The sequence below is a fragment of the Enterovibrio sp. QJM3NY_24 genome (assembly GCF_057786035.1).
This window is the reverse complement of sequence record NZ_CM173519.1, coordinates 620,109-634,015: the sequence shown is the minus strand read 5'-3', so window position 1 is coordinate 634,015 and position 13,907 is coordinate 620,109. Positions and strand designations below refer to the sequence as shown.

Below are 13,907 nucleotides of genomic sequence, written 5' to 3'. Positions count from 1 at the left end.
TTGCATAGTAATATGGATGAGACTGATGTATCGCGCACGGTACACGCATTTATATTTACCTTTCTGCAGGAATAAGATTCATGGATTCGATTATCACCAAGCAGGCTGCAAAAGTAGTTTCAGTAAACGGTAACGCTCACGTCAAAATTAACGGAAAAGAAATCCCCGTTGCAGAACTGTCAGAGTTAACGTCAGGCACTGAACTCATCCTCCCTCCCGGTGCGGGAGCGCTTCTTCAATTAGAAGACGGCAGTTTTATACCTGTAGGTGAAATGGAATCCAACCTTGCATCAACGGACGAATTCACCGTTGACGACGAAATCGCCGCACTTCAAGAATTGCTTCTTAATGAAGACTTTGACCCGACACAAGAATTAGAAGCGACAGCGGCGGGTAATTCCTCGCCGACGAACACCGGCGCTCAAACCTCAGCAGTAGAAAGCCGCACTGGCAATGAAACCGTGGCTCAAGCAGGTTTTGACTCAGAGGCGACATCACGTAGTTTTGCAAATGCGAGAGGCCTGAGCCAAACATTTAGCTCAACGGCTAATGACCTTCCTACCCTTACTGTGTCTGGCGGCGGCGAAGTGAATGAAGGCAGCAATGTCACCTTTAACGTCGAGCTGGGTAACCCTGTAAACAGTGATATTACATACACGTTGGTTCTGAACAATAGCGCAACGGACAACAGCGACTTTGCCCTCAACCCAGACGGCACCCTAACCGTCGAAGTCAACGGTGAGAATGTCGTCTTTACGCTGATTGACGGCAAGCTCACCGGCACCCTTGAACTTGTTGGTAATGTCACCTCGTTCAACGTCGTGATCCCGACCTTTAATGATAGCGGCAGTCCCGTATTTGAAGGTGACGAGTCGTTTAACCTCGATATCTCCGCTAGCCTCGGAAGTCAAACACTTACAGATTCAGGCAGTGCCACTATTTCGGATGATGGAGTAGTGACTGACGAACCCGCTGAAGACCTAACTCCAGGCGGTAATGACGACCGCCCTGAAGTCGCAAGCGTGACTGACACCACCGTCAGCGAAGGCGACGACGCCACCTTTACGGTCACTCTGACCAACGACAGCACCACCGACACCACGGTCAGCCTAACCTTGGCGGGTGACAGTGCCGACAAGAACGTCGACTTCACGGGCACAACCGTGACCGTCAACGGTACCGAGATCCCGGTTGCCGCTGACGGCAGCTTCACCGTCTCTGTTGCTGCTGGCGACACCGCATTCAATGTGGTGGTTAACACCACGGCTGATGACACCTTCGAAGGTGATGAAACCTTTACTGTGTCAGCCAAGACAGACAACCAAACCAGCGCGGTCATCGGCACGGCCACCATCACCGATGGCGGCAATGACGGCACACCTGGCGGCGGTGATGACGACCGCCCTGAAGTCGCCAGCGTGTCTGACACCACGGTCAGCGAAGGCGACGATGCCACCTTTACGGTCACTCTGACCAACGACAGCACCACCGACACCGAAGTGAGCCTAACCCTGGCGGGTGACAGTGCCGACAAGAACGTCGACTTCACGGGCACGACCGTGACCGTCAACGGCACCGAGATCTCAGTCGCCGCTGACGGCAGTTTCACGGTCTCTGTTGCTGCTGGCGACACCGCATTCAATGTGGTGGTTAACACCACGGCTGATGACACCTTCGAAGGTGATGAAACCTTTACTGTGTCAGCCAAGACAGACAACCAAACCAGCGCGGTCATCGGCACGGCCACCATCACCGATGGCGGCAATGACGGCACACCTGGCGGCGGTGATGACGACCGCCCTGAAGTCGCAAGCGTGTCTGGCACCACGGTCAGCGAAGGTGACGATGCCACCTTTACGGTGACCCTGACCAACGAGAGCACCTCCGACACCACGGTCACGATGACCTTGGCCAGCGGCAGTGCCGACAAGGACGTCGATTTCACGGGCACTAAGGTAACCGTCAACAGTGAAGAGGTATCGGTTAATGCTGACGGCACCTTTGATGTCACGGTGTCACCGGGTGACACCAAATTCACCGTTGCCGTCAGCACCACAGATAACCTGGATGCTAACGGCAAGCCTGTGTTCGAAAGCACGGAAGACTTCACCCTGTCCGGCAAAACCAACAGCCAGACCGATACCGTTACGGGAACAGGTACCATCCTTGATAACGATGCTCCTACCCTCAATGTCTCCAATGCAGGCAAAGTGGCCGAAGGCAGCGACGCCTTCTTTAACGTAGCGTTGAGTAATCCGGTCGACAACGAGGTTACCTACACCTTCACCGCCAACACTGGTGATGACAGCGACAGTGATAGCCTTACCGCGAAAGCGGGTGACATCAGTACCCAATTGACCGTGACTTACACCAAAGCCGACGGTACTAAGGTCACTGAAACCATCGACAATGGTGCTGAGCTGAAGATCCCAGGCAATGCTACGGGTATCACTGTGGCCGTCACCACCCTGGATGACCAAGGCAACATCATTTATGAAGGCGACGAGAGCTTCCAACTCGACGTCACAGCTAACACAGGCATTAACAATGTCATCGTCAATGACAGTGGTAACGCCACCATCGCTGACGATGGCACAGGCTCTAACCCACCACCAAGTGGTGGCGACAACCGCCCTGAAGTACAAAGCCTTAAGGATGTCACCGTCAGCGAAGGCCAAGACGCGGCCTTCACCCTGGCACTGACCAACACCAGCACCTCAGGCACGGATGTCACCCTCACGCTCAACAGCGGCTCTGCGGACAAGGGCGTTGACTTCTCCGGCACCCAAATCAAAGTCGGCGATCAGACCATTGACGTGAACGAGGACGGCTCCTTTACCGTCACTGTTCCTGCCGGCGAGACCACCCTCGACTTCTCAGTGATCACCTCAAACGATGACACCTACGAAGGCGATGAAACCTTCACAGTGACGGCAACCACGTCGAACCAGCAAAACGCGGTGACCGGCCAGGGCACCATCACGGATGAAGCTGACCGTCCAACTATCCAGGTCGCCAATGCCGGCGCGGTCAGCGAAGGCAGCAACGCGGTCTTTGATGTGGCACTGAGCAACGAAAGCAAGGCTGACGTGACCTTCTCACTGACCCTTGAGCCTGCCGGTAATGGCACCAACAATGCTGAGCTGGAAGACCTGCTCGGCGACGCTCAAACCCTGATTGTCGAAATCCTTGATGAGAACGGCAACCCGCTGCTTGACGGTGACGAGAACCCCATCACCGTCGAAATGCGCCTCGAAGACGGCACTCTGGTCGGCCAAATCACCCTGCCGGGTGACCAGACTGACTTTCAGATCCGCGTCCCCACCGCACAAGACGATGTCTACGAAGGCAATGAGCGCTTCAAACTGACCGTCGACAGCGACACGCTGGCGGCAGAAGGCAACGATAAAACCGGTGGTGCCCGTATCACTGACGGTGGCCAAGGTGGGGGTGATGACGACCGCCCAGAAGTGAAAAGCCTCAATGATGTCACCGTCAACGAAGGCGAAGAAGCAACCTTCACCCTGACACTGACCAACACCAGCACCTCAGGCACGGATGTCACCCTCACGCTCAACAGCGGCTCTGCGGACAAGGGCGTTGACTTCTCCGGCACCCAAATCAAAGTCGGCGATCAGACCATTGACGTGAACGAGGACGGCTCCTTTACCGTCACTGTTCCTGCCGGCGAGACCACCCTCGACTTCTCAGTGATCACCTCAAACGATGACACCTACGAAGGCGATGAAACCTTCACAGTGACGGCAACCACGTCGAACCAGCAAAACGCGGTGACCGGCCAGGGCACCATCACGGATGAAGCTGACCGTCCAACTATCCAGGTCGCCAATGCCGGCGCGGTCAGCGAAGGCAGCAACGCGGTCTTTGATGTGGCACTGAGCAACGAAAGCAAGGCTGACGTGACCTTCTCACTGACCCTTGAGCCTGCCGGTAATGGCACCAACAATGCTGAGCTGGAAGACCTGCTCGGCGACGCTCAAACCCTGATTGTCGAAATCCTTGATGAGAACGGCAACCCGCTGCTTGACGGTGACGAGAGCCCCATCACCGTCGAAATGCGCCTCGAAGACGGCACTCTGGTCGGCCAAATCACCCTGCCGGGTGACCAGACTGACTTTCAGATCCGCGTCCCCACCGCACAAGACGATGTCTACGAAGGCAATGAGCGCTTCAAACTGACCGTCGACAGCGACACGCTGGCGGCAGAAGGCAACGATAAAACCGGTGGTGCCCGTATCACTGACGGTGGCCAAGGTGGGGGTGATGACGACCGCCCAGAAGTGAAAAGCCTCAATGATGTCACCGTCAACGAAGGCGAAGAAGCAACCTTCACCCTGACACTGACCAACACCAGCACCTCCAGCACGGATGTCACCCTCACGCTCAATAGCAGCTCAGCGGACAAGGGCGTTGACTTCTCCGGCACACAAATCAAAGTCGGCGACCAGACCATTAGCGTGAACGAGGACGGCTCCTTTACCGTCACTGTTCCTGCCGGCGAGACCACCCTTGACTTCTCAGTGATCACCTCAAACGATAACACCTACGAAGGCGATGAAACCTTCACAGTGACGGCAACCACGTCGAACCAGCAAAACGCGGTGACCGGCCAGGGCACCATCACGGATGAAGCTGACCGTCCAACTATCCAGGTCGCCAATGCCGGCGCGGTCAGCGAAGGCAGCAACGCGGTCTTTGATGTGGCACTGAGCAACGAAAGCAAGGCTGACGTGACCTTCTCACTGACCCTTGAGCCTGCCGGTAATGGCACCAACAATGCTGAGCTGGAAGACCTGCTCGGCGACGCTCAAACCCTGATTGTCGAAATCCTTGATGAGAACGGCAACCCGCTGCTTGACGGTGACGAGAGCCCCATCACCGTCGAAATGCGCCTCGAAGACGGCACTCTGGTCGGCCAAATCACCCTGCCGGGTGACCAGACTGACTTTCAGATCCGCGTCCCCACCGCACAAGACGATGTCTACGAAGGCAATGAGCGCTTCAAACTGACCGTCGACAGCGACACGCTGGCGGCAGAAGGCAACGATAAAACCGGTGGTGCCCGTATCACTGACGGTGGCCAAGGTGGGGGTGATGACGACCGCCCAGAAGTGAAAAGCCTCAATGATGTCACCGTCAACGAAGGCGAAGAAGCAACCTTCACCCTGACACTGACCAACACCAGCACCTCCAGCACGGATGTCACCCTCACGCTCAATAGCAGCTCAGCGGACAAGGGCGTTGACTTCTCCGGCACACAAATCAAAGTCGGCGACCAGACCATTAGCGTGAACGAGGACGGCTCCTTTACCGTCACTGTTCCTGCCGGCGAGACCACCCTTGACTTCTCAGTGATCACCTCAAACGATAACACCTACGAAGGCGATGAAACCTTCACAGTGACGGCAACCACGTCGAACCAGCAAAACGCGGTGACCGGCCAGGGCACCATCACGGATGAAGCTGACCGTCCAACTATCCAGGTCGCCAATGCCGGCGCGGTCAGCGAAGGCAGCAACGCGACCTTTGACGTGACCCTCGGTAACGAGGTCAAGGGCGACGTCGAGTACACCTTTACCCTGTCTGGCAACGGCGATAACGCCGCGGACATCAGCAGTGACATCGTGGGCCTAACCCTGACCGATAAGAACGGCGCTCCGATTGAGGGCGTGACCATCTCCGATAATGGCGATGGCACCTACACCGCGACCATCGATGGCACGATCACCGACTTCAAGGTGGTCGTTGAGACCAAGCAAGACGGCGTGTTTGAAGGCGATGAAGGCTTCCAGCTTGACGTCAGCACGGACATCCCGCTGGCCACAAGCAGCAACGACACTACCGGCACCGCTACCATCTCTGACGATGGGGAACTCGATGGCAAGCCAGGCGGCGACGATGACCGCCCAACCATTTCCATCGAAGGCACCGCAGAAGTGAGCGAAGGCAATACTGCCAGCTACAAGATCACCCTTGATGGTCAGACGGATAAGGAAGTTAACTTTAAACTTGCATTGAATGCGGGGACGGCAGACAGCGATGACTACGGCAGTGTTACCGTTTACTACCTCAATGAGTTCAACAAGTTCGACGTCATCACACCAGACACTGACGGCAACTACACCGTACCTGCTGGCGTGAACCAATTGCTCGTATATGTGGATACTAAAGAAGACAACGTATTCGAGGGGGATGAAAACTTCACGCTGACCGTGATCCCTGGCGACGGTGTCAATGGCATTACCGAAGGCAAATCTGCTATCGCTGAAACTATCATCTCTGATGACGGTGAACTCAATGGCAAGCCTGGTGGCGATGATGACCGTCCGACCCTAAACCTCTCAGATGCTGGTGAAGTTAACGAAGGTCAAGATGCAAGCTTTGATGTTGTGCTGGGTAACAAGGTTGAAGGCAACGTCGAGTACACCTTCACTCTCAGTGGTACTGGGGACAGTGCCGCGGACATCAGCAGTGACATCGTGGGCCTAACCCTGACCGATAAGAACGGCGCTCCGATTGAGGGCGTGACCATCTCCGATAATGGCGATGGCACCTACACCGCGACCATCGATGGCACGATCACCGACTTCAAGGTGGTCGTTGAGACCAAGCAAGACGGCGCGTTTGAAGGCGATGAAGGCTTCCAGCTTGACGTCAGCACGGACATCCCGCTGGCCACAAGCGGCAACGACACCACCGGCAACGCCACCATCTCTGACGATGGGGAACTCGATGGCAAGCCAGGCGGCGACGATGACCGCCCAACCATTTCCATCGAAGGCACCGCAGAAGTGAGCGAAGGCAATACTGCCAGCTACAAGATCACCCTTGATGGTCAGACGGATAAGGAAGTTAACTTTAAACTTGCATTGAATGCGGGGACGGCAGACAGCGATGACTACGGCAGTGTTACCGTTTACTACCTCAATGAGTTCAACAAGTTCGACGTCATCACACCAGACACTGACGGCAACTACACCGTACCTGCTGGCGTGAACCAATTGCTCGTATATGTGGATACTAAAGAAGACAACGTATTCGAGGGGGATGAAAACTTCACGCTGACCGTGATCCCTGGCGACGGTGTCAATGGCATTACCGAAGGCAAATCTGCTACCGCTGAAACTATCATCTCTGATGACGGTGAACTCAATGGCAAGCCTGGTGGCGATGATGACCGTCCGACCCTAAACCTCTCAGATGCTGGTGAAGTTAACGAAGGTCAAGATGCAAGCTTTGATGTTGTGCTGGGTAACAAGGTTGAAGGCAACGTCGAGTACACCTTCACTCTCAGTGGTACTGGGGACAGTGCCGCGGACATCAGCAGTGACATCGTGGGCCTAACCCTGACCGATAAGAACGGCGCTCCGATTGAGGGCGTGACCATCTCCGATAATGGCGATGGCACCTACACCGCGACCATCGATGGCACGATCACCGACTTCAAGGTGGTCGTTGAGACCAAGCAAGACGGCGCGTTTGAAGGCGATGAAGGCTTCCAGCTTGACGTCAGCACGGACATCCCGCTGGCCACAAGCGGCAACGACACCACCGGCACCGCCACCATCTCTGACGATGGGGAACTCGATGGCAAGCCAGGCGGCGACGATGACCGCCCAACCATTTCCATCGAAGGCACCGCAGAAGTGAGCGAAGGCAATACTGCCAGCTACAAGATCACCCTTGATGGTCAGACGGATAAGGAAGTTAACTTTAAACTTGCATTGAATGCGGGGACGGCAGACAGCGATGACTACGGCAGTGTTACCGTTTACTACCTCAATGAGTTCAACAAGTTCGACGTCATCACACCAGACACTGACGGCAACTACACCGTACCTGCTGGCGTGAACCAATTGCTCGTATATGTGGATACTAAAGAAGACAACGTATTCGAGGGGGATGAAAACTTCACGCTGACCGTGATCCCTGGCGACGGTGTCAATGGCATTACCGAAGGCAAATCTGCTACCGCTGAAACTATCATCTCTGATGACGGTGAACTCAATGGCAAGCCTGGTGGCGATGATGACCGTCCGACCCTAAACCTCTCAGATGCTGGTGAAGTTAACGAAGGTCAAGATGCAAGCTTTGATGTTGTGCTGGGTAACAAGGTTGAAGGCAACGTCGAGTACACCTTCACTCTCAGTGGTACTGGGGACAGTGCCGCGGACATCAGCAGTGACATCGTGGGCCTAACCCTGACCGATAAGAACGGCGCTCCGATTGAGGGCGTGACCATCTCCGATAATGGCGATGGCACCTACACCGCGACCATCGATGGCACGATCACCGACTTCAAGGTGGTCGTTGAGACCAAGCAAGACGGCGCGTTTGAAGGCGATGAAGGCTTCCAGCTTGACGTCAGCACGGACATCCCGCTGGCCACAAGCGGCAACGACACCACCGGCACCGCCACCATCTCTGACGATGGGGAACTCGATGGCAAGCCAGGCGGCGACGATGACCGCCCAACCATTTCCATCGAAGGCACCGCAGAAGTGAGCGAAGGCAATACTGCCAGCTACAAGATCACCCTTGATGGTCAGACGGATAAGGAAGTTAACTTTAAACTTGCATTGAATGCGGGGACGGCAGACAGCGATGACTACGGCAGTGTTACCGTTTACTACCTCAATGAGTTCAACAAGTTCGACGTCATCACACCAGACACTGACGGCAACTACACCGTACCTGCTGGCGTGAACCAATTGCTCGTATATGTGGATACTAAAGAAGACAACGTATTCGAGGGGGATGAAAACTTCACGCTGACCGTGATCCCTGGCGACGGTGTCAATGGCATTACCGAAGGCAAATCTGCTACCGCTGAAACTATCATCTCTGATGACGGTGAACTCAATGGCAAGCCTGGCGGCGATGACGACCGTCCGACCCTAAACCTCTCAGATGCTGGTGAAGTTAACGAAGGTCAAGATGCAAGCTTTGATGTTGTGCTGGGTAACAAGGTTGAAGGCAACGTCGAGTACACCTTCACTCTCTCAGGCAGTGGTACTGGGGACAGTGCAGCAAACATCAAAACAGATATCACAACAATCACATTGCAAGACAAGAATGGACTTCCTCTCAAGGACGCCAACGAGCAAGTGATTGAAATCACCATTGATGCTAACGGTGAATTCTCCGTCACCCTTCCGGGTAACATCACCGACTTTAAAGTGGTAGTGGGTACCAAGAATGATTCCATCTTCGAAGATGATGAAGACTTTAAACTTGATGTAAGCACTAACATTGAGCTGGCGACGACAGGAAACAAAACTACGGGTACCGCCATCATTTCTGACGATGGTAACGACAATAACAACCAGACTGATCCTGACGACGATGACCGCCCAACCCTAAACGTTAAGAGCCTGAAAGATATTGATGAAGGCAACCTAGCAATATTTGAAGTCAAGCTAGATAAAAACGTCCAAAGCAAAGTCTCTTATACACTTAAACTAACAAGCGACGATGGCTTCAATATTTCCGATATCGAATCTATTTACATAGATGGTACCGAAATAACAGACCCAAACATCATTGCGACTTTCTTTGAACAAGGGTATGACCTTACGCTTTCTGGTTACGAAACGAGCTTCAACGTAATCATTAACACAAAGGATGATTCAATATTTGAAGGTTCAGAGACAGTCACGCTAACTGTCGGCACAAGTGTTGAACTAGCTGAAACAGGTAATCAACTATTCGATACCTCGACAATCAAAGACAACGACAACCCGCCAGTTGCTAAAGATGACTATAAAGACACAGGTTCTATTTTCTTCGAATCATTTGAAAGCCAACCAAGCAGCAATAACGTTGTTCTAGATAACGGCAAATGGGTGGTCGTCGATGGGTACAACGGCTGGGATATCACCAACGGTTTAGAAATCCAAATGGGTAATGTTGGTGGTAGCACTGCATCCGATGGAAGCAGTCACGCTGAACTAGATAGCCATGGTTCTGTTGACACGTCAGTCACCATAAGTCGCACTTTGGATGCGGGTGATGGCGTTATTGAAGGTCAACTTTACACCTTGTCATTTGACTTCAAGCCACGTCCGAACCACGAAGATGACAGCGATATGCTCTTCAAATTCGGCGAGTTCACTTACAAAATCAACGCAGACAGCAACAAGAACGTAACGGTTATGCCTGAAGACTCAAAGGTCACCATTAAAGGTCCTGATAATAATGGCTGGTACACCGTTTCAACAGAATACACAGCGAATAGTAGCGCAGAAATCGAGCTTTCTTTTGCGAACAATGCCGATACCACCAGCACGAAAAACTTTGGTGCGTATATCGACAACATTGAAGTAGACGGCCCTCAGCCATATTGGGTAAATAACGATAGCGGTAACGAAATCATCATTCCGCTTGAGCACATTTTAGGAAACGATAGTGACCTAGATGGCGATTTATTGTCAGTTTGGCTAGAGAGTGGATTAGACAGTCTTAATCTAGTTCCAGAAAATGCGGGGACTATTTCTCTCGTTACCGAGAACGGAGAAGTCACCGGGATCAAGTTCACACCAGACAGTGAATTCAACGGCCCAGTTCAGATCGAATACAAGGCGACTGATGGCACAAACCTGTCCAACACCGCCAATATCCACATTTACGTCAATGAGGTGAATGCAAACGACGATGGCGATGGCATCCTGTTTTCCACATCAAAAGCTGATGGATGGGAAAACCTAGATGGAAATGGCTTCTTCACTGTCAAAGCATTCAAAAAAGGCGAAGTTCTAAACGCAGATGGCTCATTAAATACTGCAGGAGAACTTATCACCGAGGAATCAGAGCACCTAGACAACAAATATGGTATGGGTGTCGCTGACAGTGCTCGTGGTGATGGTGCTGGAGACGTGCCGTATCAAGTGGAATACGATCATGAAACAGACCAATCCGAAGCATTGCGGATCGATTTAACAAATCCAATTAAGGCGTTAGAGTTTGGCGTTGCACGTCTGTTTGCCGAAGAAAATGGCACTGAAGTTGGTCAATACACGCTTTACGATGCAGATGGCAATTTCATCAAAGTGCAGGAATTTTCGCTTGATTCAGGGAATAGCGGGAAATTCACGATCATTTCAGACGTAGCGTTTGCTTACGTCGTGTTTGAAGCTCTACCTCGAACGAAAGATGGAGACAATCAAACAAGTGGTGACGCTTCAGATTTTGTCATTACTGAAATTACCATTTTGTCAGACAAGTTCATTGTTGAAGAGGGGTCAACTCCTGACAATTCAGACACTGACACAATAAGCGGTTCGTTGTTCGACAACGACAGCGATCCTGAAGGGCATGCTTTCTCCATCACTAAGTTGGATGGGAATGAGCTCATCTTTATCGATGGTAAAGCGACTGTTGATTTCGATGAAGGTACGTTGACTATCTGGCAGAACGGTAACTTCACTTTCGAGGCTGCAGATCAGGGTGATGACCTCAAAGCGGGCCAAAAGCAGGACTTTGACTTCACGTACACCATTCAGGACGAAAAAGGCGACACGGATACCGCCACCGTTCATATCGATATTATTGGTAAGGATAATGCTCCTGAACCACAACCACCTAAGTTCGAAGTAAATCCATCTGACGTGTTGGTTGAAGAAGACAAGCTAGTCGATAGCAATGCTGAACTACCAATCGCATCGGGAACATTTGATATCTCTGACCCAGATTCAGAGTTGGTAGAAAGTAACGTATCGCTAAGTATCAACCTGCCTCAAGGGCAATCTATTGAAACCGCCACTGGTGAAACTTTGTCGTGGAAATGGGTACCGGCTGAAAATGGCGAAAATGCTCAACTTGTTGGCTACTACCAAGATGCAACCCCAAGTGATGTAGCAGTTATCACAGTAGAACTGACATCACCAGCAAGCGGTACTGAAGGTCAATGGAGCTACGACGTTACATTGCATGAAGCCATTAAGCATGATGATGCGAGTGTATCTGACGAAATCCTAGATATCCCAGTAACAATCACCGTGACTGACGGAGATCTGACGGATACTGCCGACTTGAATATTCAAGTTAAAGATCATGGGCCAACACTTACTGCCTCAGAGCTAGTCACAACTGAAATAGTCATCAACTCGGTAGCAGGACTCAACCAGGTCACCTTAGATGCCATTTTATATGATACCGACGATAATAAATCATCCGCATCCCTTAAAGAATGGGGGCAAGGAGTAGGCGTTATCAGCGGTCAGGACAATGGTAATGGAAACTCAAACAAGAACGAGATCCAATACCTACAAAACGACTACAAAGAAGCCATAGGTGTGAACCTTCCACAAGGTAGCACTGGCTACAGTACTACCATCACACTGGGTAAAATCCAGGACGGTGGAAAGGGAGCAAATCAAGTTGATGAAGATATTAACTTCATCGTGGTCTTCTTTGACAAGCAAGGGGGGGAGGTTTTCCGTGGCTCATATTCAGAAAGTGACTTGTCCTATAACTCCTCTGGCAACTCAAATAAAACCGGCGTTATTACTATTGATGTGCCCGCAGGCTTTAATCGTTTCGAAGTAATCGCTGCCGACAATGGCAACGCTCAAGACAACTCAGACTTTACCCTTGTTGATGTTTCCGTTAGCACAGGATTTCCTTCGCAAACAGGTCAGCTCAATGTTGATTTCGGTGCCGATGGCAGTGCAGCACAAGATGCTCTCAAACTGGTACACGATGGCAGTACTTCAGGACTAACCAGCGGCGGCGACCCAATCAGCATCTCTGTTGTTGCAGGTGCAATTGTGGGTAACGTAAACGGTGAGCCAGTCTTCAGGATTATTCTGGATACCGCTGCCACACCACCGACATGGACGTTAACTCAACTCAAACCAATTGATGGTGATGACAGCACACTTAATTTCGATATTACAGCGACCGATAAGGATGGTGACACCGCCTCAGTAGCCGTTAATGCGACATTGGCAGGTGCCGGAGACATTACTACACCTAATCCAGAGCCTGAGCCAGAGCCAGAGGGCAAAGTAATAGTGTCAGGCTTTGGTGGTGATGACTCAATCAACGCAAACATCGAGGCCATATTAAAAACAGGTGGATTGAATCGCGATGATGAAGCATATACGAAAGAGCTTTTTGAAGACGCAGGCTACGTCGTCGACTCGCACGACGAGGGACTTCTGAATCATGACTCAGGCAAGTACGGTAACTTTGAACTAGAGCTTGAAAATCCTTACGACCCTTCTACTGGAGCCTATCTATTTGGCGACTTAGGGAATGATAATATTATCGGTGGCGCGGGAGATGACATCATTCGAGGTGGCGCTAACGGTCACGGAACTTCCGGAACAAGTGCAAACGGTGGACAAGGGGACACTCTTGAAGGCGGAGCTGGGGCTGATACCTTCCTCTGGATGAAAGAAGACTTGGTCAATCTCGGCGCTGTAGATGGATATGACCATATCACTGACTTCATTGGTGATTTTAATGTCAATGAAGATAAATTGGATTTATCCGATCTCGTTTCTGTCTCAAATGGTCAATTAGATAACCTGACTGTGGGTTACGATGACAAAGGACAACTGAAAATATCTATTGCTGTTAATGGCTTAGAGAATGATACAGATGGAAATGTCACCCAACATATTGTGCTGGAAAAAGTTAGCCAAGGTCAGGAAGGAAACGAAGGGCTAGATCCTTCCGCTGTTGGCGGTGTGGTGCTCAATACCATCATCAATGGCAAGGAGGCAACGTTGACTATCACCGATGAGGATGGCGCAGGAACAACGCATAACCCCATTGTTGAAATTAAGTTCGAAGAACATTCCTAATTAAAACCCTCAAGGCATCGGCCAATCAGCCGATGCCCTTTTTGTATTTGTACATTTTTGATTTTTGACTTTTTA

1 protein-coding gene is annotated in these 13,907 nt (G+C 51.6%); it reads left to right on the top strand.

The genetic code is table 11. The annotated features are described in order from the left end of the window. Positions 1 to 80 precede the first annotated feature (80 nt). Positions 81 to 13,832: a Calx-beta domain-containing protein gene (locus AC3CIC_RS02690; RefSeq protein WP_488515274.1), complete on the top strand. Its 13,752-nt coding sequence runs from the start codon at positions 81 to 83 to the stop codon at positions 13,830 to 13,832. Positions 13,833 to 13,907 lie beyond the last annotated feature (75 nt).

Coding starts and splice junctions, on each gene's coding strand:
- AC3CIC_RS02690 (WP_488515274.1), top strand. CDS start 81: ATGGATTCGATTATCACCAAGCAGGCTGCAAAAGTAGTTTCAGTAAAC.